Annotated in this window: 18 protein-coding genes and 6 pseudogenes; 14 read left to right on the top strand and 10 right to left on the bottom strand. The window is 60.7% G+C overall.

What is annotated here, in order from left to right:
* Positions 1 to 560: 560 nt before the first annotated feature.
* Complete coding sequence (locus QA642_RS12705; RefSeq protein WP_283084970.1) at positions 561 to 686, bottom strand: hypothetical protein; 126 nt, start codon at positions 684 to 686, stop codon at positions 561 to 563.
* A gap of 89 nt (positions 687 to 775) precedes the next feature.
* Between QA642_RS12705 and QA642_RS12700 the strand changes: the two are divergent.
* The 4 genes and pseudogenes from QA642_RS12700 to QA642_RS12685 form a co-directional block, all read left to right on the top strand.
* A pseudogene (locus QA642_RS12700) lies at positions 776 to 1,021 on the top strand (helix-turn-helix domain-containing protein); the annotation flags it as partial.
* A 179-nt stretch (positions 1,022 to 1,200) separates the two neighbouring features.
* Positions 1,201 to 1,983: an IS21-like element helper ATPase IstB gene (gene istB / locus QA642_RS12695; protein ID WP_283084969.1), complete on the top strand. Its 783-nt coding sequence runs from the start codon at positions 1,201 to 1,203 to the stop codon at positions 1,981 to 1,983.
* Between the two features lie 177 nt (positions 1,984 to 2,160).
* Positions 2,161 to 2,349 (top strand): hypothetical protein, encoded by a 189-nt coding sequence (locus QA642_RS12690; RefSeq protein ID WP_283084968.1) that lies wholly within the window; start codon positions 2,161 to 2,163, stop codon positions 2,347 to 2,349.
* Positions 2,350 to 2,742 carry a hypothetical protein gene (locus QA642_RS12685; protein ID WP_283084967.1) on the top strand — a complete coding sequence of 131 codons (393 nt, stop codon included), beginning with the start codon at positions 2,350 to 2,352 and terminating at the stop codon, positions 2,740 to 2,742.
* A gap of 217 nt (positions 2,743 to 2,959) precedes the next feature.
* Here the strand turns inward: QA642_RS12685 and QA642_RS12680 are convergent, their stop codons facing one another.
* Positions 2,960 to 3,916 (bottom strand): adenylate/guanylate cyclase domain-containing protein, encoded by a 957-nt coding sequence (locus QA642_RS12680; RefSeq protein ID WP_283084966.1) that lies wholly within the window; start codon positions 3,914 to 3,916, stop codon positions 2,960 to 2,962.
* 196 nt (positions 3,917 to 4,112) lie between these two features.
* Here QA642_RS12680 and QA642_RS12675 point away from each other — a divergent pair.
* Positions 4,113 to 4,663 (top strand): annotated as a pseudogene (locus QA642_RS12675) (integrase).
* A gap of 133 nt (positions 4,664 to 4,796) precedes the next feature.
* Here the strand turns inward: QA642_RS12675 and QA642_RS12670 are convergent.
* From QA642_RS12670 to QA642_RS12655, 4 genes and pseudogenes are all read right to left on the bottom strand, one after another.
* The gene (locus QA642_RS12670) at positions 4,797 to 5,105 is read right to left on the bottom strand and encodes a DUF1330 domain-containing protein (protein WP_283084965.1); all 309 of its coding nucleotides are present in this window, start codon (positions 5,103 to 5,105) and stop codon (positions 4,797 to 4,799) included.
* 304 nt (positions 5,106 to 5,409) lie between these two features.
* On the bottom strand, positions 5,410 to 5,916 hold the full coding sequence (locus QA642_RS12665; RefSeq protein WP_283084964.1) for a lipocalin-like domain-containing protein: 507 nt from the start codon (positions 5,914 to 5,916) through the stop codon (positions 5,410 to 5,412).
* 589 nt (positions 5,917 to 6,505) lie between these two features.
* Positions 6,506 to 7,531: pseudogene (locus QA642_RS12660) on the bottom strand (IS110 family transposase).
* A gap of 127 nt (positions 7,532 to 7,658) precedes the next feature.
* Positions 7,659 to 11,003 (bottom strand): adenylate/guanylate cyclase domain-containing protein, encoded by a 3,345-nt coding sequence (locus QA642_RS12655; RefSeq protein WP_283084963.1) that lies wholly within the window; start codon positions 11,001 to 11,003, stop codon positions 7,659 to 7,661.
* A gap of 170 nt (positions 11,004 to 11,173) precedes the next feature.
* Between QA642_RS12655 and QA642_RS12650 the strand changes: the two genes are divergently transcribed.
* Entirely contained in the window at positions 11,174 to 11,878 is a 705-nt protein-coding gene (locus QA642_RS12650) for a transporter (protein WP_283084962.1), read from the top strand.
* A gap of 207 nt (positions 11,879 to 12,085) precedes the next feature.
* A complete protein-coding gene (locus tag QA642_RS12645; RefSeq protein WP_283084961.1) occupies positions 12,086 to 12,676 on the top strand; it encodes a hypothetical protein in 591 nt (196 codons plus the stop codon).
* 351 nt (positions 12,677 to 13,027) lie between these two features.
* Here the strand turns inward: QA642_RS12645 and QA642_RS12640 are convergent, their stop codons facing one another.
* Positions 13,028 to 13,357, bottom strand: a complete 330-nt coding sequence (locus QA642_RS12640; protein ID WP_283084960.1) for a hypothetical protein — start codon at positions 13,355 to 13,357, stop codon at positions 13,028 to 13,030.
* Positions 13,358 to 13,859: 502 nt separating this feature from the next.
* Here QA642_RS12640 and QA642_RS12635 point away from each other — a divergent pair.
* From QA642_RS12635 to QA642_RS12620, 4 genes and pseudogenes are all read left to right on the top strand, one after another.
* Positions 13,860 to 14,990, top strand: coding sequence for an ABC transporter substrate-binding protein (locus QA642_RS12635; protein ID WP_283084959.1), 1,131 nt, complete (start codon positions 13,860 to 13,862; stop codon positions 14,988 to 14,990).
* 20 nt (positions 14,991 to 15,010) lie between these two features.
* Positions 15,011 to 16,030, top strand: a complete 1,020-nt coding sequence (locus QA642_RS12630; protein ID WP_283084958.1) for an ABC transporter permease subunit — start codon at positions 15,011 to 15,013, stop codon at positions 16,028 to 16,030.
* Between the two features lie 5 nt (positions 16,031 to 16,035).
* A complete protein-coding gene (locus QA642_RS12625; protein ID WP_283084957.1) occupies positions 16,036 to 16,812 on the top strand; it encodes an ABC transporter ATP-binding protein in 777 nt (258 codons plus the stop codon).
* A gap of 140 nt (positions 16,813 to 16,952) precedes the next feature.
* Positions 16,953 to 17,450, top strand: a pseudogene (locus QA642_RS12620) (class I SAM-dependent methyltransferase); the annotation flags it as partial.
* Positions 17,451 to 17,614: 164 nt separating this feature from the next.
* On the opposite strand, the pseudogene QA642_RS12615 reads toward QA642_RS12620, so the two are convergent.
* Positions 17,615 to 18,315: pseudogene (locus QA642_RS12615) on the bottom strand (transposase); the annotation flags it as partial.
* Between the two features lie 229 nt (positions 18,316 to 18,544).
* Here QA642_RS12615 and QA642_RS12610 point away from each other — a divergent pair.
* Positions 18,545 to 19,984 (top strand): IS1182 family transposase, encoded by a 1,440-nt coding sequence (locus QA642_RS12610; protein WP_283084956.1) that lies wholly within the window; start codon positions 18,545 to 18,547, stop codon positions 19,982 to 19,984.
* 144 nt (positions 19,985 to 20,128) lie between these two features.
* Here QA642_RS12610 and QA642_RS12605 read toward each other — a convergent pair whose 3' ends face one another.
* Together QA642_RS12605 and QA642_RS12600 are read right to left on the bottom strand one after the other, a co-directional pair.
* Positions 20,129 to 20,731 (bottom strand): hypothetical protein, encoded by a 603-nt coding sequence (locus QA642_RS12605; protein WP_283084955.1) that lies wholly within the window; start codon positions 20,729 to 20,731, stop codon positions 20,129 to 20,131.
* 555 nt (positions 20,732 to 21,286) lie between these two features.
* Positions 21,287 to 21,667, bottom strand: a complete 381-nt coding sequence (locus QA642_RS12600; protein ID WP_283084954.1) for a PRC-barrel domain-containing protein — start codon at positions 21,665 to 21,667, stop codon at positions 21,287 to 21,289.
* 383 nt (positions 21,668 to 22,050) lie between these two features.
* Between QA642_RS12600 and QA642_RS12595 the strand changes: the two genes are divergently transcribed.
* Together QA642_RS12595 and QA642_RS12590 are read left to right on the top strand one after the other, a co-directional pair.
* The gene (locus QA642_RS12595; RefSeq protein WP_283084953.1) at positions 22,051 to 22,485 is read left to right on the top strand and encodes a hypothetical protein; all 435 of its coding nucleotides are present in this window, start codon (positions 22,051 to 22,053) and stop codon (positions 22,483 to 22,485) included.
* 264 nt (positions 22,486 to 22,749) lie between these two features.
* Positions 22,750 to 23,004 (top strand): annotated as a pseudogene (locus QA642_RS12590) (hypothetical protein); the annotation flags it as partial.
* Positions 23,005 to 23,134 lie beyond the last annotated feature (130 nt).

The following is a 23,134-nucleotide window of genomic DNA, read 5'->3' as shown; positions in this document are numbered from 1 at the left end:
GAATGTTGGCTCTCTATGCTTTCACTTGGCATCGTATGGGCGGTTCTTGCCTCCACGGCCGCATGGGGGTCATTTCACTTCGCCCGGCGTGATCCACGCTCAACATCTTGGATGAAAGTCGCCGTTGCCGGGTCTCTGTTGCTCGTAACCGCAGCGGCACCTCTTTGGTTACGAGGTGACCTCATAGGAGAAGGATTGGCAGCTCACCTCCTGTTACTCGCATTCTGGGCAATGATCGGCTTTGGTGCGCCGCTGTGCCTTGGGTCGGTAGCCGGTACACTGGGTGCAATGTACAGGAACCGGCGACAATGATTGTTGAGTGGGTCCTTCGTAGTCCGCCGCGCGCGGCTATGGTCCGCAATGGGTCAAAGGACTAAACCGCTCGCGCGGTAGAACGCAGCGGCTGGCGACACGGCGAAGCAACAGGCGACCGTTCATCGTGACGAACGAGGCAATTAGCCCGTAGCTGGCAATGATGCGATGATCGAGCACGTGCTGATCTGGAAGACGGCATCCGAAACCCTTCACAGAAGCGGAAGTGCGGGCCCTTCCCACCCTCACTACGTCAGCTCGTCGAGTAACGCCTTAGCCTGCTTCAATTCCAACGTGTCAAAGCCCTCGGTGAACCAGCCATAGATGGGCTCGAGCAGGTCATAGGCTTCCCTGATCCGCCCTTGGTCGCACATGAGTGTTAGCGCCGATGCAAAAGTGATCCACTGCGCCGAAGTAAAACTGACCCACCTGGGAAATAATGACGGTTTTGCGCGAGCCGTCGATGTTGAGCCAGGAGCAAGCAGTGGAGATACGAGTTTTGGCCCGTCGGGGGTCTGGAGTGCGAGAGATAGCGCGACAGTTAGGCTGTTCGCGGAATACAGTGAGGCGATACCTGCGGGACCAGAAGGCAGGTCGATACGGGCCACGCGCCCCGCGGTCGACCAAACTGGACGGGTACAAGGACTATCTACTTGAGCGCGTCGGCCAGGCGCGGCCGCGATGGATACCAGCGACAGTGTTGCTGCGCGCTCGCGTGCATGCCACGACTAAGGCGATTCCGGCACGTCGTCTGGCGGAAGAGCGTGCGGTGATGCTACCGGCACCGGCGCTGAAGGCGACTGCGGGGATGCCGCTGCAGGTACCAGTTCCAGTCGAAAGCTTACAGCATCCGCTGTCGGTATATGACGCGCTTTTGGAGGTGCAGTCATGATCCAGCAGCAGGAGCGGATCGCCAGCTTGTGCGAACAACTGAAAATGGCCTGCCTGGCGACCGAATGGCCAGGCCTGGCTCAACAGGCGGCGCAGGACGAGGTCAGCTTCGCCGACTTCCTTGAGAAATTGCTGAACCGAGAGCTGGCAGCGCGCGAACAGCGGAAGCGCGCGACCTTGCTGAAGCTGGCCACGATGTCGGCGGTCAAGACGCTGGAGCAATTTGATTGGAATGCCGGCAGCGGTGCACCCAAGGCGCAGATCCTCGAACTGGCGCATCTGGCGTTCGTGGAGCGTGCCGAGAACGTCGTTCTGCTAGGTCCGAGCGGCGTTGGAAAAACGCACATCGCTCTCGCATTGGCATACCGGGCGGTTATGGCCGGTCACAAGGTCCGCTTCATCACCGCCGCCGATCTCATGCTGCAGTTGGCCGCGGCGCGAGCCCAAGGCCGCCTGAAAGAATACTTCAATCGAGCGGTGATGGCGCCAAAGCTGATCGTCATCGACGAGATCGGGTACCTGCCGTTCGGACGTGAGGAAGCCAATCTGTTCTTCAACGTGGTGGCAAAACGTTACGAGCGTGGCTCGATCGTGCTCACCAGCAACCTCCCGTTCACGCAGTGGGCTGGCGCCTTCGCTGACGATCAGACGCTGACGGCCGCCATGCTCGACCGCCTGCTGCATCATGCCCACATCGTCCAGGTCAGCGGTGAAAGCTATCGCCTGCGCGACAAACGCAAAGCCGGTCAGGCCGCCAGGAGGGTTACCGGAGAAAAATAGGACATTGTGCTGGCCAGCCGCTACGGGCTCCCCTCCGCAGCTGGCCAGCACAATATAGCGCCGGGGTGGGTCAGAATTACTTCGGCGACTCCGCGAAGGTGGGTCAGATTTATGTCGGCGTTGACACATGAGCCGCGCATAGCTTGTCGCAGTGCGCAGCTCCCAGGACTTCGCCTGTTGCTGGCGCGCCCGGTCGAGCGAGGCGAGGTAATTGCGCTCCGCACCTTCCAAGTCACCTTTGAGCGAGAGCACCCAGCCTTTGATCCTGAGGGTTTCAGCATAGTAGTGCCGTTCTTCCCAGCCCGGCCGCTCAATCTGGACGATGATTTCGCCGATCAGATCGAGCGCACCATCGAGATCGCCTAGTTGCGCGATTCCCTCGCCGAGAACCGATTTCAGGTGGGGGTTGCCGAGCCTTCCACCTCCATTCTCCCAGATGGCCACGCCCGCCTTCAGCGAGGCTACCCCTGCGGTGAATTCGCCCTTGCGGATCAGTGCAACTCCAAATTGGCAACGTACCAATACCTCTGTCACAAACGGAAGGCTGTTTTCGCGGGCCACTCGCTCGCCTTCTTCGACGCGCTTGAACAGCTCCTCAGGCTCGCCGACGTGCTCGAAAACCAATGCGCCATACGTCAGACACGAGCTCAGGTTGAAAGGATGCCCGACCCGGCGCGCATGGAACTCCTGGGCGTCGTTGATCTTTACGGCTTGCTCGGGATAGCCGCGCATCCAGGTCGAAAGCGCCATCCAGAATAAAGCGAACATTTTCAGGTCCTGATTAAGGAGACCAACCAGAGGCCCGTGCCGCTCTTCGGTGTAGAGCGCCAGCACCTTTCCAGCGTGCTCTCTGGTCTTCATTAGCTCGCCGAGATAAAAATTGGACACCGCGGCGTCGGCATGCCCGACGATCAGGAGATCCCCATCGTGGTACACCTCGGCCGCATCCAGTGTTTGCGCGGCCCAGCCAAGAGACTCAGCAACCCGTCCCGTCGTTGTAACATGCGCGTGGAGTCCCCATAGGATCGGCGCCGGCCCTGGCTCTCGCCCAGCGGCGCAACAGCAGTTCAAGCTCTTCTTCTCGTCCGACGAGCGCAGTGAGGCCGCCGGCGTGCATTGCCTCGAAGCGGCTCTCGACCGAACTTGCCCGCAGCGGCGCGAACGCTCGCACCGGACCGGCGATCCCCTTGAGCTCCTTTGGTCCAAGGTCCCGCAGCTCGAAGAGATTGCCGAGCAGATTGCGTGTGGCCTCGGCAATGACGACTGTGTTCGGCTCGGCGACGCCTTGAAGGCGTGACGCGAGATTCGGTGTCTCGCCGACAATATCATGCTCCGGCGCTTCGCCGGACCCCACAAGATCCCCGACGACCACCATCCCGGTGGCAGCCGCTATCCGCACTTGTAGGGGCTCAGGAGCCGGAAGCGTGGCGACCGCATCGATCAGCGCCAGGCCAGCCCGAACTGCACGCTCGGCGTCATCCTCATGCGCTGCCGGATAGCCGAAGTAAACTAGCACGCCGTCGCCCATGTATCTGGCGACGAAGCCCCCGAAACGGCGCACGGTCTTGGCGACGCTCCTCTGATAGGCCGAAATGACCTCGCGCAGGTCTTCCGGGTCCAGACGGGCCGAGAGCGCCGTCGAACTGACAAGGTCTGAAAACATCACGGTGACCTGGCGGCGCTCGGCGGTGTCCTTGGCGGCTTTGTCGGTTGCTGGGGAAGCGTCGGAGAGTGGCTTTGGTGCGCTCGCTCCAGCGCGCAAGGCAGCGATGGCGTCGAGCAGCTTGCGGCGATCCCCGACAAATTCGACACCAAGATCCTTCAAGTCCTCCGCCGTCAAACTCGGCAGGACCGTGTCGTCGATCTTGTTCTCGCGGAAGGCTGCCTCATAATGTTCGAGGCCAAGCCTCCGCAGCCAACCTCCGACGTCCATGGCGGCGCCCCGGTTCGCGCAGCACTACATGATCCCCCAGGCGAGGCAGCCTGTCTAGAAGAATGACCGGTTTGGGCACTCGCTGCGCACCTAAGTCGGCCCGGCGGCACCCGTATGGCCGCAAGCCTCTGAAAGCAGACACGATCTGCGCATCAACACGGATGCTCGGTACCCTCACGAACCGAGGAGTACGATCATGCCTGACGAAAACAGCCTCTCCACCAAAGCTCGTCGGACACCCTGGAACAAGGGAAAGCTGATCGGAGCCAAACCTCTGCTGCGGCCAAACCAAGTCTGGTTGATCCGAACCCGGCTCCTGATCGAAAGACGGGCCCGCGACCTTGCCCCTTCAACCTTGCCATCGACAGCAAGTTGCGTGGTTGCGACGTCGTCGCCTTGAGGGTCGAAGATGTCGCTCCGAATGGCTATGCGGTCGATCGTGCGACCGTCCGGCAGAAGAAGACCGGAGGCCGGTCAAGTTCGAGTTGACGGATCAAACCCGGCAAGGCGTTGACGACTTGAAGGAAGCCGGCAAGAGGCCAGGTGAGTATTTGTTCCGGGCTTGATCCGAGGGTGTATGGTATCCACTCTCTGCGCCGCACCAAGGTAACGCTGATCTACCGGCGCACAGGGAATCTACGAGCCGTGCAGCTCTTGCTCGGCCACACCAAGATCGAAAGCACAGTACGCTATCTCGGCATCGAGGTGGACGACGCGCTCGCGATTGCCGAACAAGTTGATGTCTGAATCACCTGGGCAGAGCGGACAGGCTCTGCCCATCGGCCGCCAGCAGCTTCGGGCCAGAATGAGACCTTCGGCGGTGCGAACGACCTACGAGGCAAAATATCAGGCTGCGTGGTGCGCGCCGCCAAAGCGGGGCTCAATCCGTTGGCTGCGGGCCGTCGTAGCCTTCGATTACGATGATATCGATGTCCACGGCGCCCGCGCGCAGTGCCCTCGCCTTGGTGTATTCCGGTGAGCGGTAGCAGGCGAGCGCGGTTTCGTAGTCCTTGAACTCGATCACGATGTTGCGCTCGCGCGCCTCGCCCTCCACCGCCTCGAAGGTGCCGCCGCGCACCCGGAATTTCGCGTCGTATTTGCGGAGCACCGCTGTGAGGGCGGGGCCGTAGGCTTTGGTGTATTCGGGTTTGATCACATCGATGCGCCCGATCCAGTAGCCGTTCGGCATGTTGTCCTCCTCATCTTTGCATTCTCAAATCGAAAGGGGCCACTGGGGGTCGAATTGCTCTGCGTGCCGATGGTGCCGTCGAGTTGACGACACCCGTTGCGGCTTGAGGTTTAGTGGCGCGGCGGGGCAAGTCTAATCGAGCGGGTCCGTTCAGGGTCATTGGCGTCGGCCTTACCGGATCACGGCGACTTCCGGTCTACCCGGGTGAACGGACCTTCTCGATAGGCGGGCATGTCTCAAAGGGACCAAGAGCAGGCGCCACGACATACAAGCTACTATGGTGCTACGTGTGCGAGCTTTGGACCTACCTGGCGCGTTTGTAGACAAGCTCTGAAGAGCCGCCGACCGATGTTGATGGGTTGGCGATCTTTAATTCGTCGCCAGCGATTGTGAATGCCCGCGTCTGTTCGGTCCCCACCCGATTTGGGAATGAACTTCCTTCAAATTTCAACGTGTAGGTCTTTTTCGTCTCATCGACCGTATAGGTACCGAAGGTGGAACTGCTTCCCTCTACCACGGCCTTGTTTTCCTCTGGTGTACCCTGCGCGCGGTTTTCGGACTTGAATTTTGGAAGATCGGAGCGAACGATCTGCGACGAGAAGTATCCATTTTCGGTCAAGATCAGCAGCCCTTTCGGATTCGTGCCCCACGCCGGACTGCCGTCCGGGAGCTTGGTCGTAGCGGAGACGAGTGTCCAAGTTCCCGCCAGTTGCTCCTTCATTGATCCTTTCTGGCTCATAACGCTGCTGGTCGGGAGGACGAAAGCCAGTGTGGTGATTGCCGCGATGTCAAGAATATTGCGCCTGTTCATTGCAGTTTCTCCCTTAGCTCATCCGTGATCGCACGCAAGGTAAGCTCGCCCTGTCGATGTGATCGTTGCGGCGCCAGCTAAAAAGATTGCGCCAGATGGGAGTAAAATGCCTGCCGGCGGCATATGGCCGCCCGTTCCCCTGCGAGATTTCGGCGATCTCGCTTCGAGGGCAGCTCACTCAATTCTAGCTAATTTCAAGCGTCCGAAAAAGATCGGATGAATGTCCCAGATGGTCAAAGGCTGCCCTCGACAGGCAGCATGCCCTTGGTCAGCTCTCCGTTCGAAGCGGACATTGCGGCGCACGCGGCGGGGGTCGGCCACGGGCCATGTGTGGACGGCTCCGGGTTGGCAAGAAGAATCTTCACGCTGCAGGGTTGGTCGGAGCAGCCATGTGTTCGGCCTTTTCGCGCGGTACACGTGACCGCTGGCCATAATGCCCTCCGCGGATCAGGTCCCGGTCAAAAGCACGCATTCGAGATGCCATGGCCCATGTGGGTTATCCTGATCGCCGGGTCGACCGGCACTGCATTACGTGCTGTCCGTCCTCCCAACCGTTACGTCACGCCGGATATGCCCGACGCGATCTCGTTTAGGCCGCCAGCGCGGCCGGTTCCTGGTAGCGTTCGTCCCTGGCCATCATCGCCCAGGCCATCCTGGGGAGCTTGTTGGCAAGCGCGATAGCGGCGACCTTGGTGGGCCGCCGGGCCAACAATCGCGTGAGCCAGGGCCGATGATCGGTCCCATGGATCTTGGCGTAGCGGATTACGGCGAGCGCACCAGCCGTGAACAAGCTGCGCAAGTAGCGATCGCCCTGCTTGCTGATGCTGCCTAGTTTGTCTTTGCCCCCGCTCGAGCTCTGCTTTGGAACGAGACCAACCCAGGCCGAGAAGTCTCGCCCGGATCGGAAGGCTTTGGGATCGGCAATGCTGGCGACCAGCGCTGTCGCCAGTGCCGGACCGACGCCGGGGATCGCGTCCAGTCGCTTGCTCGTCGCGTTTGATCGATGCCAGGCTATGATGCGTCGGTCGAACTCAAGGATCTGGGCCTTTAGGGCGCGCAATTGACCGCCAAGAGCAGCAAGGCACATCCGGGCAACCTCCGGGACCCGGTCTTCGCTTTATCGGCGACGACTTCCAGCAGTTGCTCGACACCACGACGCCCAACAGGGGCGACAATCCCGAACTCGGCAAGATAGGCGCGGATTGAGTTGATGACCGCAGTCTGCTGGCGGATGAAGAGATGACGCGCCCGGTGAAGCATCAAACAGCTCTGCTGCTCAACTGTCTTGGTCGGCACGAACCGCATGTTGGGCCTCGCCACCGCCTCGCAGATCGCCTCCGCGTCCGTGGCGTCATCTGCCGCTTGACGTAGGGCTTCACATAGGCCGGAGGCATCAACCGTACCGTATGTCCCAACGCCTGCAGCTCACGGGACCAATGGTGCGATGATGCGCAAGCTTCGATCCCCACCAGGCAGGCGGCAGCTTCTGGAAAAATGCCAGGACATTCCGGCGCTTCAACTGACGGCGTACGACCACTTGACCCAATGCATCAACGCCGTGCACTTGGAAGACTGACTTCGCAATATCAAGACCGATCGCCGAAATTGACTGCATAGGCTGCTCCTCCGAATCGTGGGAGCCTTAAAACGGCGCCCACTCCTTGGCACTCTCGTGCCGGTGGAGGAGCCGTCCACAGCATCAACTGCGGACGTTCCTTACAGACCTCGCGAGATCGGTGCCCTCATGGCGCCAGCGCGTCGAGTAACATTTTGGCGTCCTGCAAGTCGGGCGTGCCGAAACCCTCGGTGAACCAGCCGTAGATCGGGGCGAGGAGATCGCGGGCTTCGGCGTTCCTGCCTCGGTCGCTCCAGAGCCGCGCGAGGCTTGTGGCAGCACGCAGCTCCAGCGTCTTCGCACTCTGTCCGCGGCTGACTTCGATTGCGCATCGAAAACAGGCTTCGCTCTCGTCGGTTTGCCCGCGCGCCGCAAGCAGCCGCCCCCTAAGGCTGTGCATTTCGGCCTGGCACCAAACTTCACCGCTCACCGCTGTCAAGGCGAGCGCATCCTTCAACAATTCGAGCCCTTCGTCCGGCCTACCGAGATCTGATTTAGCGCTTGCCAAAACGGCCAGCATGTAAGGTCTGGTGACTTGGCGGACAGCCGAAAAGAGCGCGAGACCCTGTTCCATCGAAGCGATTCCGTGCTCCAGTTCGCCGCCATCCGCGGTCGCCCACCCCAAGAAGAAGATCCCAGCGCCGTGCATCATGGGAAAGTCGTGCTCTCGCGACAGTTCGATCAGCTCAGTTGCAAGATCACGGCAGGATTGTCTCTGGCGGCCGATCTGAAGGACGATCGCACAGAACCACATTGCCAGGGCGAGGCTGTACGGATGGGACAAGCTCCGAGCCAACGTGACGGCCTCGGCACTGAGTTTCATTGCTTTTTGAGGGAAGCCTAACAGCGCCAGGTTGATCGCGCCGGCCGCGTGAGCGCACACGCCAGGATCATGACCACTGAACGCGAACGCGAGAGCATGATGCCGGGTGCAGTCGTATTGTGAAATGCCTTTTTGAGAATGATCGCCTGCAGCGGGCAAGTTGCCGCACCAAAGCGACGTCGCCCACTTCGCGTGATGCCCCTCTAGGACGAGATCATCAGCGCCCAAGCGCTGCGCGAGCCCGAGAAGCTCGTCGGCATGAGCGGTCGCCGCACGCAAGCGTCCGGAGCTCATCGAATGATAGTAGAGGCCCCACAATGCCTTGAACCGCGCTGAATTTTCTTCACCCGCCTCGAGAGCGACGGCGCGGCTATAGATTGCTTCGACCTCCGATGACCCTGGGCCCTTCACCATCATAAGGGCCGGCCCGAGCTTGACGCATAACTCCAACTCTTTCGCTGCACGATCGGGCTTTTCACCGAGCTTGCTCAAGAGGTCCAGCGCAACGGAAAAGTGATGAATAGCCTCGGCGTGGCCCGAGCGCACCATCGCCAAATCCCCCGCCCGTTGCCAATACTCGACCGCGGCATCACTGCGCCCGGCCGCTGTGAAGTGATGCGCCAACAGTTCCGGCTCGACCGTAGCGGTGGCGGCAAAATCATCGCGTAACACTTCGCCGACGCGGCGGTGCAAAACCTGGCGCCGGCTCTTAAGCAAATTCTCATAAGCTGCATCCTGGATCAGCACGTGCTTGAAGCGATAATCGGCATCGGGCGGTAGGCCCTGTACCAGCAGAATGTCCGCCTCGGCGAGCCGTTCCAGCGCAATCTGTAGCGGCCTGTCCTCCATAGCGGTCACGGCGCGAAGGAGTGTGTAGGAAAAGTCGCGCCCGATAACGGCACCGATCTGGGCGACCTCGCGCGCCGGGCCAAGCCGGTCGAGCCGCGCCGTCAACGATTGCTGCAGGGTCGGCGGAATCGCCTGGATGCCCCGCCCGCCGCTCTCCAGCAAGAGCCGTGTCACCTCCTCGACAAACAGCGGCACGCCGCCGGTGCGATCGGTCACGCCGTCAACCACTTCCCTTGACAGCGCATAGCGAGAGGCAAGCTCGCCGACCATCTGGCGCACCTGCGAGCGATCGAGCGGAGCCAGGGAGATTGTGCTGTGATGTGAGCGCATGCCCCATGGCGGCCGGAACTCCGGCCGGGCGGTGATGAGAACGAGCAAGGGCGCCAGCGCACCGCGTTCGGCGATGCCGCGCAACAGTTCGAGCGTGGTCGGATCAGCCCAGTGCACATCTTCAAGTGCCAGCACCACCGGCTGAGTTCGCGCGCCGGCCATGATCCAATTGGTGAGCGCTGTCAGCTGTCGGCGCCGCAATTCTTCCGGCTCCAAAGTCGGCGTACCGTCCTGCGACAAGGGGATGTCCAATAATGGCGCGAGCAAGGTGACATTCTCCGCCGGGTCGAGTTTGACCAGCGCAAGCGTATTCTCCAGGTCCGCGAGACGCCGCTCGGCGGGTATGTCGGCGCCGCCGAAGCGCTGCCGACCCCAATCGGCGATCGGGTGCAGCGGCGTGTTCTGCAGAAGCTGCGAGCAACTCCATTCGACCCAAGTGTGCGGCACCTCGCGCAGCCGCGGGTGGAATTCCTCGATCAGGCGGGATTTTCCCAATCCTGGCTCGCCCACAATCATCACCAACTGACCGTCGCCCCGCCGCGCCCGCTCCCAGCGCCGCATTAACATCGCGATCTCTTCTTCGCGACCCACCAGCGGCGCGAGATGGCGCTGTCCCGCGCGGCGTCCGCCACCGCTTGCCCGCACCAGCCGGTACAGTGTCACCGGCTCCGGCACGCCCTTAAGTTCATGGCTGCCGCGGTCCTCAACGACGAACAGCCCGGCGACCTGGTGCTGCACCCGCGCCGTCACCACGACCGTACCCGGCTCCGCCAGCGCCTGCACCCGTGCCGCAACGTTCGGCGCGTCACCGTAAATCTCGCCCGCCGCGTCGATCACGACCGCTCCAGTTTCAATCCCGATGCGCGCGTTAAGCGCTGGCTTGCCAGCCTCAGTATCCTTGCGGTTCACGTCGGCGAGTGCGCGTTGGATCAAGAGCGCCGCCCGCGCCGCGCGTTCGGCGTCGTTCTCCTGCGCCACCGGATAGCCGAACAGCACCATGAGCCCGTCACCCAACTTCTTGGCGACATGGCCGCCCATCTCGGTCGCCGCAGCGCACGCGGCATCGAGATAACCGCCGACGAGGTCGCGCCACTCCTCGGCGTCGAGCTGCGCGGAAATGCTGGTCGAGCCGACGAGATCACAGAACATCACCGTGACATAGCGGCGCTCGCCGCTGGCCTCGGCGGAGATCGGCGGTGGCGTCGCGATGGGGATTGGCTCTGACGCGATGGGTGTACGACGCTGCGCTGCAGTCGCCCCGGCGGGCGCGGCTGGTGCGTTCTTCTCGATATCGTCGATGTCGGCAATCGCGCGCAATATTTTTCGGCGATCACCGAGGACGACCCCGAGCTCTTTCAGGTCCTGATCGGTCAGTTCACGAAGGACCGAGAAATCAATGCGGTTTTCAGCAAAACGCTGGGCGTACTCGGACATGCCGAGCTTTTCGAGCCAGTCGGCAACCTGCTGCATCACGGCCCCCTAGGGACTTCACGCTATCCAGTCCGGACCGAGGGGACAGAAAGTCTACCACGCCCTCCAATTTATTGCAGCGCCCGCATGGCGGGTCCGTCAGGGTTAAAAGGGTACGCCGCACCGGCATCCTCGAAGCCGCGCAGGAGGACCCGGCGGACCAGGCCGCTGTGCGTGACCGTGGCAGTACATCGGGATTTGGTGATGTCACACTACTTGGACAGTACCGCTTCGTGAACAATCAGGTAAGCGGAACGCAAGCGGCAGTACTGTTTGGGGTCAAGGCTCCGACGGGTACAACCGATCTCGTTGACAGGTTCGGTGAACTCTTCGAGGCCGAATTTCAGCGAGGATCGGGCTCTTGGGACGGGCTAGTCGGCGCAGCGTTTAGCCAGCGTCTAACCTCAGCGTTGAGCTTCCATGCCAACGTGCTCGCGATTGCTACTGGCACCGGAACGCAAAATACCAACCTTGGCAACCGTTTCCATTATAACGCCGCGCTTTCTTACCGGGTTTTCGGCGAGACCACGAGCGAGCCGCATACGCACGATCCACGGAAAGCTTATGCGCATGCTGGTCGTAGCCACTCCAGGGTAACCAAGGCTCCGACTATCGCCGCACCGCACGGCCACATTGCGCTCGATGCGCTACTCGAGATCAACGGCGAATTGCATGGCAGACAGCGAATTGCCGGGATCAGTGATCCCAATTCGGGCGGCAACACGATCTTCGTTTCGCCGGGTCTTCGGCTGACGGTCGATAACTGGTCGAGCTACGTGCTTGTCGGCATCCCAGTCTTCAACGACTACAACGGCGTGCAAGCCACGCCCGCATGGCGCACCTTGGTGGGAGTCTCTGCTGTCTTTGGACCGTGATCGACATGTTGAGCACGTGGGTGCTGAGCTTCTAGCGAAGTCGCGTCCGCTCAAGGATTGATTTAATGCACTAGCTCAACGGCAGCTAGTTTCCCCCGACTTGGCGGCGGCGGAACTTGAAGATTTCCCTGCCATACTTTTCGGAGGATGCACCGGTCGTTTTCGGTGTACAATTCGTGCGGTTGCCCCACTTGCAGGAGGTAAGCCATGAATAGGTTCTATGCTCTCGCGTCGGTTGGGTTCTGCGTAGCTTTGGCAGCCTTCACCACCACTTCGGCATCGGCTCTTCCAACGGAGGAAGTCCCGAAGACCGAACCAGAGTACATCGCCAAGGTGAAGACCGCCGCCCCGCCCTCGGTCGTGAATAACGCGACGATCACCATGCCGCAGGCGGATGGGTCTTCTAAGACCGTCCAAACCGGATCGAACGGCTTCACGTGCTTTATCGGCACGGACGGAACGCCCGAATGCGATGACCAAAACGCCATGGAATGGCGCAAAGCTCTACAGGCCAAACAGGAGCCGCCGAACAAGATCGGCCTGATTTTCATGCTGGCCGGGGACACCGGCACGAGCAATCATGATCATGCCGAACGCCACACGCACAAGCATTGGGTCCAGACCGGCCCGCACGTGATGATTGTCGGGGGCGCAGCACGTGAGATGCTCAGTCCCTATCCGCGCGATCTGGACGTCAAGGACGCGACCCAGCCTTACGTCATGTTCCCCGGCAAACCCAATGAGCACCTGATGATCCCGGTGCACTCGCAAGAGCTTACCACGGGCAGCGCGCGGTGACGCGCGTGAACGCCGCCGTGCCTCGAGACCAGCGGCACGGCGGACGTCAGCTCGGAGCTTCAATGGGGTAAAATCGAGTTAATCGGCTGCACGACGACGCACGTCGCCGTGTGGGAGTTGGGTCACGAGCGACAATGCTCTGGCTGATCGTAGGATTTCCGCTTGGTCGTCGAAAGCTGACGTCCGCGACTTTATGAGCCTCGCCTAGGCGACACTGCGCGTCGCGGTGCAGCCTGCGGCGCGCCGGCTTGCGTCAAGAGCTCGCCCCACAGGCGGAAGCGAGCGCCGGCATTCGCCTGCGCGACGGACCGCCACCTCTCGCACAGCAGATCAGCGAGATCTGCTCAGGGGTCATTTGGAGGCAACGGCCTCCTTAAACAGCTCAACCTTGCCGCACGTGTTGTCTGTCACCGCAACGACCTCGTAGAAATCGATCTGCGGCTTCATGCCGTAGCGTTGGATGATGCCGTCGAGCCACGGCCCGGTGTAGAACGCCTTGGCGTCCTCGATGCGCTCCCACTGGTACACGCCGCCGGCCCAGCCGCTTTCGGACCAGATGAAGTGCTTGCTGATCAGCCCCGTCACCTCGCGGAAGTTAGGTGCGATCTTGTGAAAGTGTTCGCGACACGCGGCGCAGTCGATCTGCGGCGGCAGTTTGTATCGTACAACGGCGGTAATCATGCGACCTCCTTGCAAGGATGCCTCCGACCGCAACATTGAGGTATTCCCGCGATCAAGCAAGCGAAGCGGGAAGCCGACATGGGTCAAAGGCGCAAAGCCGAACGAATCGTTAGCCTTCTACTGCGACAATCCGACTATTCCAGAGCCTGCTGGACCTAACGTTAGAAGTTCGGCCTCACCCTATAATAGTTGGAATAGGCATCCCTCAATTCGCGCAACACAGAGGCTCCATGCTGGTGCGTTCGCACCCACCGGAAGATCCATCATCCGCTCTCGCCGATCGCGGGTCAAAAGTGACAGACGCTGCCGTGAGTAGGTCAATACGATTGACGGCTGCCTTAATCGCCGCGCAGCTATCTGCTTTCAATTTTTTGCGGTAATGTGAAGCGCTTCACGCTTGTGTAGCAGACGGGTTCGCATGATGCCCGAAGAGAGGGGAGCTACGGCCCCGCAAAGCGCCACCCAGTTCCATTCCATTCACACGCGAGTTTGGGAGCGACACATGGAAAAGCGCGAAATTGGCAACAGTTTAACGAAAGATCTGTCCGAAGCGAAGCGGGGCGCCTTCTCCCGCCGCTCGGTGCTGTCGTTGGTTTGCACCCTCGGCGCCGCAGCGCCGTTTGGGATGTTCGGAGCGGCTCGCGCGCTGACGGCATCCGGGACTGGATCGCTGTCTTATATTCCTGGCGCCCCTTTTATTTGCCGCACCGCGGCCAACAGCGAAGAGCTGCAGGGGCCGCCCCGGCACCTAAAGCTCGCCTGGAACGCGAACGCGGCGTGCACGGTCGCTGCGCCGGTCGCAAAAGAACGGGGTATCTTCGCCAAGCACAATCTCGATGTCGATTTCGTCAATTTCGGCGGTTCGACCGACCAGTTGTTGGAGGCGATTGCGACTGGCAAGGCCGATGCTGGTTTGGGATTGGCCCTGCGCTGGCTCAAACCGTTGGAGCAAGGTTTCGATGTTCGGATCACCGCGGGTGTGCACGGCGGCTGCATCCGGCTCCTCGGCTCCAAGGCCGCGAATATTGACAGCCTGGAATCCCTGCGCGGCAAGGCTATCGCGATTAGCGATCAGGCGAGCCCGGCGAAGAACTTCTTTTCGATCTATCTCGCCAAGAAGGGCATCGATCCGGCCCAAGAGGTAGAGTGGCGCCAGTACCCGGCCAATCTGCTCGCGCTTGCCGTCGATAAGGGCGAAGTGCAGGCGCTAGCCGAGATAGATCCGCTGCCCTACATCTGGCTTAAGGAAGGCAAACTCAACGAGATCGCGACGAATTTATCGGGTGAATTCGCCGACCGCACCTGCTGCGTTCTCGCGATACGTGGCAGCCTCACCCGAAGCGAAATGGCGGTGGCGGCCGCTCTGACACGGTCGATACTAGAGGGGGCGGACCGAGTTGCCAGCGATCCCGCCGATGCCGCAACGATCTATTCGGGCTACGGCGGGAGAGGGTCCGTAGAGGATCTCGCCACCATGTATCGCAGCCATACTCACCACAATCATCCCGTCGGGGCGGTGCTCAAGAAGCAACTTTTACTCTATACCGATGAACTCAAGGCAGTGAACGTCATCAAGCGAAGCACTGACCCGGCCAAGTTCGCCGACCGCATCTATCTTGACGTTCTAAGCTGAGCCGATTGGGAACATCCGCAGTGAGCTCGGTCATCGATGAAGTGCCGAGGCCATCAGAGAAATCGGGTTTCGGCTTTTTTGAAAGTTCTACAGCTCGGTCGCTAATCGGCGGACTGTCTGTGGCCGCCGCATGGTCTATGGTCGCCGCGCTCGCTGCGTTCTGGCCAGATAAGCTCGAAAGCGATTGGGCCTACACGGGCGGCTTCGCCATTGCGTGCGGCGCATTGGCCCTTGTCCTTGCCTTGGCGGCCCTTGTCGGCGTTCGTTTGGTTGCTTTTCAGCGCCTCCAGCGGCTTTTTCCGTGGCTTTTCGCGCTGGCGGTGTTTTTGGCTGCTTGGGAGACCGTCACGGCAAAGCTCGGATTGTTGCCGTTGCCGTTTTTTCCACCGCCGCAGGCGATCATCGAAGTCGTAATCGACGATTGGGGCCGGCTGGCTGAGGGCATCTTCGCCTCAGCTCGTCTGCTAGCGACCGGCTATTTTCTCGGTGCGACGGTGGGGTTCGTGACCGGCGTGGCGATCGGCTGGTCGCCGCTCGCCGGCTATTGGATTCACCCGGTCTTGCGGTTCATCGGGCCGCTGCCCGCGACGGCTTGGCTGCCGCTCGCATTTTTCGTTTTCCCGTCGAGCTTCAGCGCCAGCATTTTCCTGATCGCGCTCGCCACCGGGTTTCCGGTCACCGTGCTCACTTGGTCGGGCGTCGCCGGCGTGAAGAGCGCCTATTACGATATTGCGCGGACCTTGGGCGCAACCCAGCGCTTTCTCGTGCTCAAGGTGGCCATTCCGGCGGCAATGCCACATGTCTTTGTTGGCCTGTTCATGGGTCTGGGCAACTCGTTCGCGGTTCTTGTGGTAGCCGAAATGCTGGGCGTAAAGGCGGGGCTCGGCTGGTATCTGCAATGGGCGCAGGGTTGGGCGGCCTATGCCAATATGTACGCCGCGCTGCTGCTCATGGCGTTCTTGTGCTCAGGGCTGATCACGCTGTTGTTCCGCTTCCGGGATCGCCTGCTATCCTGGCAGAAAGGTCTGGTGCGATGGTAGCGGCGATGTCAGGCGATCACTCGGTCCGTGGATCGACGCTAACACTCCGCGAAGTGAGCCATCGCTTCAATTTCGAAGGGCAGCCCCTACCGGTGTTGGACCGCATCAGCCTGCAGGTCGGCCGCGGCGAATTTGTCGCTATCCTTGGACCGAGTGGATGCGGAAAATCGACACTGCTCCGACTGGTCGCGGGGCTCGACACTCCAACAGCCGGCGCCCTGCTAACGGAGGGAAGGGAGATCGAAGCACCCGATCCGTCGCGCGTCGTCGTTTTTCAAGACCCCACGCTTTATCCATGGCGGACAGTATGGAGCAACGTTGCGCTCGGTCTGGAAGCCCGCGGCTTGCTGCGCACCCATCGCGGACGTATCGAAGACGCCTTGCGCCTGGTGGGGCTCACGGACTTCGCCAATGCCTACCCGCACCAGCTTTCCGGCGGCATGGCACAGCGCGCGGCTCTGGCGCGTGCGCTTGTCAACGACCCGACGCTGCTCATCCTCGACGAACCTTTGGGCCAGCTCGACTCGCTCACTCGCATCGCGATGCAGACGGAACTTGTATCACTTTGGCAGCGCTCGAGCTTCACAGCGCTGTTGGTCACGCACGATGTCGAGGAGGCGCTCCTGCTCGCCGGCCGCGTCATCGTGCTGAGCGACCGACCTGCACGGGTCAAGGCCGAAGTCGTCAACAGCCAGCCCTATCCTCGCCACCGGGGCGATCCGCATTTCGTTGAGCTTCGTCGCGAGGTGTTCGAGCATCTCGGCCTCGAGGAGGCATGGTAGCCGTCAAATGGAGCCCGCCGTGGCGGATCTTCTCATACGCGTCATAGAGCAGCCGCACGGCGTGCTCGCCGCGATTGCAATGCGATTGCTTTAGCGGCTTGGTAACCACCCCGTCGAGGTCCGAGCGCACGGAGACTTCGATGACCTCGGAATTCAGCGTCCACAGCGCTGCGGGCTATGAGCAACTCATGGGCCGCTGGAGCCGAAGACTCGCGCCGCTATTCATCGACTTCACAGGGGCTGCCGACGGCGAAAGGATTCTCGACCTCGGCTGCGGCAGCGGGAGCTTGACCTTCGCGCTCGTCAAAGCCGCCGACCTCGCCGAAATTGACGCGGTCGACTATTCACCAGTCTTTGTCGAGGAGGTGATCCGGCGCAACACGAATCCGCGAATAAAAGTCCGACAGGCGGATGCCTGCGCCCTGCCCTTCGAGCGGGGCGCGTTCGACCGCGCTTTGGCGCTTCTCGTGCTCCACTTCGTTCCCGAAGCCGGCAAGGCAGTGGCCGAGATGCGCCGCGTCGTTCGGCCGGGCGGCGTGGTCGCGGCAACGGTGTGGGATCATCTCGGCGGCATGCCCGGCATGCGCATGATGGTCGACACGGTGGCGGCACTCGGAGAAAGCGGACGCGAGCTGCGCCGTCGCCCAGGCTGTGTGAGAACCTCTTTCGGCGCAGGTCGAAAGTCCGGCATCGGCTTCGCGGCTTGATTCGGGCGGCCCGATGAGCAGCCAGAAGCTTCTGAACCCGAATGCCGACGATCTGACGTACAAATGTCGCTTACGTTTGCATCGCCTCCAGCAGGTGCGTCAGGATCGGACAGTGAGATTTGCTTGTCCTCGCTCTTCATCATCTCCGCATTGATCGAGTTGAGGCGCACGATCTCTTCCCTGAGCCTCTCGATCTTGCCCCTCAACCGCTCAACCTTCGCCTCCGGCACCGCATCGCCATGCCGATCGGCGGTTTCAAGCTGAGAGAGATAGCGGGCGATACTCTCATCGATCCGCCCGAGACGCCTCTTCATCTTGGCCTCGGTGAAGTTCTAGTCCCGTACATTGACGGCCTTGAAATTTGATCCGTCGATGGCAACACTCGCTTCACTGAACAGATCAAGCTTGCGGCACAGCGCGACGAACTCGCGACAGACCTCACGAATGGCCTGCCATTGTCCTTGCGGAAGTCCGCGATCGTCTTGAAGTCCGGCGCCAGCTGCCCCGTCAACCAGATCATCTCGATGTTGCGCTGGCATTCCCGCTCTAGGCGTCGGCTCGACGGAACCCGATTAAGATAGCCGTAGATGTAGAGCTTGAGCATAGTACCCGGGTGATAGCTGGGTCGGCCGGTGTCGAATGGCTGGACCCCGATGAACCCGAGCCTGTCGAGATCGAGATCATCGACGAACACGTCGACCGCTCGCACCGGGTTATCCTCGGCCACATAGTCGTCGAGCGAGGCAGGAAACAGTGTGCTCTGGCCGCGATCCAACCCTTCAACAAAGCGCTTCATTAGATTCCCCGTAAAATCGCCGGGAATCTTAGCGCGCGAATCATTTCAAACAGAGCCTTTTCACACAGCCTGGGCCCGAGGCCGACCTCCGCCCGCGCGCTGCAGTGTCCGCTTCCGAGCGGGGAGCTGGCCAAGGTCATGCTGCCTGTCGAGGGCAGCCTTTGACCCTGGCTGTGTGAAAACGGCGGGCTGCTGTTATGATTCTCCTGTGATTCTTTTGGGGGAATCGATGAGGCGCTTCGTTGAAGAGGCGGATCGTGGGCAGCGGACGCTGTTGCCCGAATGCCTCGATGACTTCATTGACGAGAGTAACCCAGTTCGCGTGATCGACGTATTTGTCGATGCGCTCGGTTTGGCTGAGATGGGCTTTGAGGGTGCGGAGCCGGCGGCCACCGGTCGGCCGTCGTACCATCCCTCGGTGCTCCTTAAGCTTTACATTTACGGCTATCTGAACCGAGTGCAATCGAGCCGGCGGCTGGAACGAGAGGCCGGGCGCAATGTCGAGGTGATGTGGCTGCTGGGTCGGCTCGCTCCCGATCACAAGACGATTGCGGACTTCCGCAAGGACAACGGCCTGGCGCTGCGCAAGGTATGCGCGCGCTTCGTCGAACTTTGCCGCGAGATGGGCCTGCTCGCGACAGCGAGCGTCGCCATCGATGGCAGCAAGTTCAAGGCCGTTAACAACCGGGACAGGAACTTCACGCGCGCGAAGGTGGAACGGCGACGTGCTCAGTTGGAGGAGAGCGTCGCGCGCTACTTGAGCCAACTTGACACGGCAGACCGACAGGAGGCGAGCGAGGCGCTGGCGGCGAAGGTGACGAGGCTTACCGAGAAGCTGACAAACCTGAAGGAGGAAATGGGCAAGCTTGCTGCCTCCGAGAAGCAGATGCTTGCTTCGCCGGATCAGCAAATCTCGCTGACCGATCCGGATAGCCGTTCGATGGCAACCAGTGGCCGCGGATCCGGCGTTGTCGGCTACAATGTCCAAGTTGCTGTCGATACCGACCATCACCTGATCATCGCGCATGAGGTGACGAACAGCGGCTCAGATCGAGCACAACTTGCCAACATGGCCAAGCAGGCGAAGGCTGTTCTGAAGACCGAGACGCTCAAGGCCGTTGCCGATCGTGGCTACTTCAGCAGTCCAGAGATCCTCGCCTGCCACGAGGTCGGCATCACGGTAACTCTGCCCAAGCCGATGACTTCGGGCGCCAAGTCAGACGGACGCTTCGGTAAGCAGGACTTTGTCTATTTGCCGGAGGAAGACGCCTATCGTTGTCCCGCCGGAGAGCGATTGCCGTATCGCTATACAAACGAAGAAGCCGACAAGATGCTGCGGCGCTACTGGACCAATGCCTGCAAGAATTGTTCGATCAAGGTCCAGTGCACGCCCGGGTCAGAGCGACGGATCACGCGATGGGAGCACGAGGATCTGCTCGACGCCGTGCGGCAGCGGCTCGATGCGAACCCGCTCGCTATGCGCCTTCGTCGCGAGACTGTCGAGCATCCGTTCGGCACGATGAAGGCACGCATGGGAGCGACGCACTTCCTGACCAAAACCCTTCCAAAGGTAGCCGCTGAGATGGCGCTCTCGGTTTTGGCCTATAATCTGACCCGAGCAATGAATATCCTTGGGATCAGGCCGCTGATCGCCGCGATCGTGGCCTGAGGTCGGCTCAGTTTTGGCTCAAAGACTGACGGCCTGTAAGGCCGTTTTTACACGGCCAAGACCCGAAACGGACATCTGCTCGCCGAGCGAATTCCGCTCCATCTTTTACCGATATCTGCGCTGGTTTGCCGCCGAACCGGTCTATCAGCGATGTGACGCCAGCCAAGCGACGATCTTCGGCCAGATAAGCACGTAAGCCTCCCGCCCCAGAAGAACTCCGAGGTGCTGCAATGCAATGCCGTTTTCGCCGCGGTATTTGATGAGCGTGACATCCTTGGTAGGCAACGCATCAAGGAACGGTTCAATCGAGCCGAGCGGTGCAACGTCGTCTGCCGTGTTGACGACCGCGAGCATCGGAGCATCGAGACATGACGGGCCAATCGTATGACCGAGTACGGTGAGATCGCCTCGGCAGAACCGGTTTTCCCGGTACAGCCATTCTGCAATCTGGTGGACCAGCTTCCACGGGAGCGGAGCCTCGTCCAGAGCCCAGCGCTCAACGCGCGCATGGACATCCAGGGCTCGCAAGTCGCCAAGGCTCATTGCTGCATCCGTCATGCGGGACCATACGAATGTGTCAGGGGAGGCGAATGCGCTTGCATGCGACAACAGCGAGCCCGGGATGATGCCGGTTTCACTCAAGTCAGGCGGAATCATCGAAACGAGCGCATCGCGAAATCTGTTCGTCGCTGGTTCAAAGCAAAGGGGCGCGCCGAGAAGCAACAGACCACAGCTCGCGGTTCGCATGCACAGAAGACTGCCGCTAACGTCCCGCCAAGCGAATGGCCGATCAGGAAGGGCTTCATCGCTTTCGGTTCGGTTGCGATCCTCGCCACACATACGGATATGCCTCTTGCGCATTCATCGAGCCCGACATGCCCGCCTGATGCTGTCGGCACAATCCATTCGAGGAGGCACACGCGCACGCCCCAGCTCAGGCAGTAGCGGATGGCACTGACGTTTGGCCCGAGATCCCAGATAATATAGGGTCGCTTGATTGGAGCAGCGATAATGAGCAGCGATGGTTCGCGGCCGCCATAATCGCGTAGCCGCCAATGATCTCCACTGGCAAGTATCGGATGCGACAATTCGGCAGGATCAAATCCGATAGCGCCCCGTGCATGTCCCTGTGCGCGGGCGCATGAGATCAAGGACCGTAAATTGGGTCTCTTGACAACTCTGCCGTCTCCCGCCCCTGCTTCATCGACCGCATCATGCCAGCCCAGGGGCTAGTCAATCAGTTGTTCCGTGGGGCAGCTGGCAACTCACGATTTGGAATTTTCACAGGTGCGCTGCCTGCCGTTATAGGCCACCTGGTCGCGCCTCCCAGTACGTCGGCGTTCCGTAATACTGGTGGGTGCGCGTTTCCCAGTCTCGATCCTGCCATGAGTCATCACTGAACTCAGGCGCGTCCCTCAGCTGTTGCTCGGTGATGTTGGTTCGAAAACCACCAAGCGACGTATCAAAGGCCAGAGCGCCCCAGGGAATGGGGTAATGGCTGTGACCCAAGCCGACAAATCCACCAAAGCTCATGACGGCATAGGCTACGCGACCTGACACTTTGTCGATGATGAGGTGATCAATTTCGCCGATATTCTTACCGTCTGCTCCATAAACCTCGGTTCCTTGAATGTCTTCGCTTGAGATGCATTGATGATCCGGATGGGCTGTTGCGCGGGCCATGGCTTCGTCTCCCTCACAGGTGGGCTTTGTCGGCTTAACTCGGCCGCGACGGGGGCGTTCCTGGGAGAACATGTCGCAGCGCCAATCACCAATCTATCGTCGCCGACATCGGCTCAACTCCAGCTCGGATGCTCTAGCAAGAAACCCGCATCAGAAGTCGCGGGTCTCCCATTCAACCTAGCTGGCTGGGTTGCCCTTGAGGCTTCATTGGTCGAGACACGTTCGTCTTCTGGTGGCACGCGAAGTGGGCAAAGCCGATGATGAAGAGGAAGAGGCCGCCAACCTTTTATGCCTCGGTCAATGTTGTCGCCGGTCACGCGACGCCCGGAACGGAAGGCCCCATACTTTTGTTCAGTCGTCCAGAGAGCCAAAGGAGAAGGGCTATGATCGCTAACAGACTTATCATCTTGGGTGCGGTGCTCGCCTTCAGCGCCAGCTCCGTGTATGCCGGTCCCTGCAACACGGCGAGCCGCGATGCAGGATCAGGAAATGTCCCGGGCCATACCGGACAAACCACCGGTTCCACAGCAGCTGATTCCAAGCAGCACCCGCCGACATCTTCGATGGGCAGAGCCTCGGAGCATACCGCAACGTCGTCGGAAGATGCGCAGCGCCAGATGCAGAGCCAGCCGACCGCCGCCGAGCAATCAACGGCGACCAAGCCCGCACCCTCCGCGCAGCAACCGGACCGGACGGCAGGCACGGTCGAGCAGACCCGCCCGGCGCCCACTGAACAATCAAAGAGGGCCACGGCCGGAGCGGCCGAACCAGCACCGTCCCAGCAAAAGTTGACGGCGGCTGAGCAGGACTGCGAGTAAGCGCGGGGGACAATGGTTTCTAGGGGACCATATCGCGGGCTGGCCAAACGCCTGAGATAAAGTAGTCGTCTGCTCCGGTTGAGTCGGCGCCGATTGCTCCGTGGGTAAGTCGCTCGGCGCAAGTTGGCTGCAACTCATGACAGCCATGTGCAGTCACCGACCGGATAAAGGACGGCCTGACGAAAGATCAGATCATGATGATGAGGCGCGAGGTGACTGGCAACCTTCTGATGGGCTGATAAGTCTGATTGAGAGGAGGCCGCGATGAGAATTGAGAGCACCCCATTTGGCGCGATTACGATTAATGGAAAGATTTATGAGCACGACGTAGTCATTCGCCTTTCCGGCGAGGTTGTGAAGCGGAAAAAGAAGTTATCAAAGAAGCTCTATGGTACCTCGCACGTGCTTTCAAAAGACGAGGCGAAATTTCTCTTTGAGAAAGGGTGCGACCAGGTCGTCATTGGCTCGGGTCAGATGGGCAACCTTCACCTATCACCGGAGGCCCAAGCCTATTTCGAACGGAAGGGCTGCAAGGTCCTGTTGAAGCCAACATCCGAGGCGATCCGGATGTTCAACCAGTCGCACGCAACGAAGATCGGGCTGTTTCACGTGACCTCCCCGCCGGTCGAGGCTTGCTCGCGCATCACGG

It is taken from the genome of Bradyrhizobium sp. CB2312 (assembly GCF_029714425.1).
GTDB lineage: Bacteria > Pseudomonadota > Alphaproteobacteria > Rhizobiales > Xanthobacteraceae > Bradyrhizobium.
The sequence above is the reverse complement of the archived record's forward strand: the minus strand, read 5'-3'. Positions and strand labels throughout refer to the sequence as shown.

Bases quoted from the DNA above. Each gene is read 5' to 3' on its own strand.
- QA642_RS12705 (WP_283084970.1), bottom strand. From the start codon at position 686: ATGTGCGACCAAGGGCGGATCAGGGAAGCCTATGACCTGCTCGAGCCC.
- istB (WP_283084969.1), top strand. From the start codon at position 1,201: ATGATCCAGCAGCAGGAGCGGATCGCCAGCTTGTGCGAACAACTGAAA.
- QA642_RS12680 (WP_283084966.1), bottom strand. From the start codon at position 3,916: ATGGACGTCGGAGGTTGGCTGCGGAGGCTTGGCCTCGAACATTATGAG.
- QA642_RS12670 (WP_283084965.1), bottom strand. From the start codon at position 5,105: ATGCCGAACGGCTACTGGATCGGGCGCATCGATGTGATCAAACCCGAA.
- QA642_RS12665 (WP_283084964.1), bottom strand. From the start codon at position 5,916: ATGAACAGGCGCAATATTCTTGACATCGCGGCAATCACCACACTGGCT.
- QA642_RS12655 (WP_283084963.1), bottom strand. From the start codon at position 11,003: ATGCAGCAGGTTGCCGACTGGCTCGAAAAGCTCGGCATGTCCGAGTAC.
- QA642_RS12645 (WP_283084961.1), top strand. From the start codon at position 12,086: ATGAATAGGTTCTATGCTCTCGCGTCGGTTGGGTTCTGCGTAGCTTTG.
- QA642_RS12640 (WP_283084960.1), bottom strand. From the start codon at position 13,357: ATGATTACCGCCGTTGTACGATACAAACTGCCGCCGCAGATCGACTGC.
- QA642_RS12635 (WP_283084959.1), top strand. From the start codon at position 13,860: ATGGAAAAGCGCGAAATTGGCAACAGTTTAACGAAAGATCTGTCCGAA.
- QA642_RS12625 (WP_283084957.1), top strand. From the start codon at position 16,036: ATGTCAGGCGATCACTCGGTCCGTGGATCGACGCTAACACTCCGCGAA.
- QA642_RS12610 (WP_283084956.1), top strand. From the start codon at position 18,545: ATGAGGCGCTTCGTTGAAGAGGCGGATCGTGGGCAGCGGACGCTGTTG.
- QA642_RS12605 (WP_283084955.1), bottom strand. From the start codon at position 20,731: ATGCGAACCGCGAGCTGTGGTCTGTTGCTTCTCGGCGCGCCCCTTTGC.
- QA642_RS12600 (WP_283084954.1), bottom strand. From the start codon at position 21,667: ATGGCCCGCGCAACAGCCCATCCGGATCATCAATGCATCTCAAGCGAA.
- QA642_RS12595 (WP_283084953.1), top strand. From the start codon at position 22,051: ATGATCGCTAACAGACTTATCATCTTGGGTGCGGTGCTCGCCTTCAGC.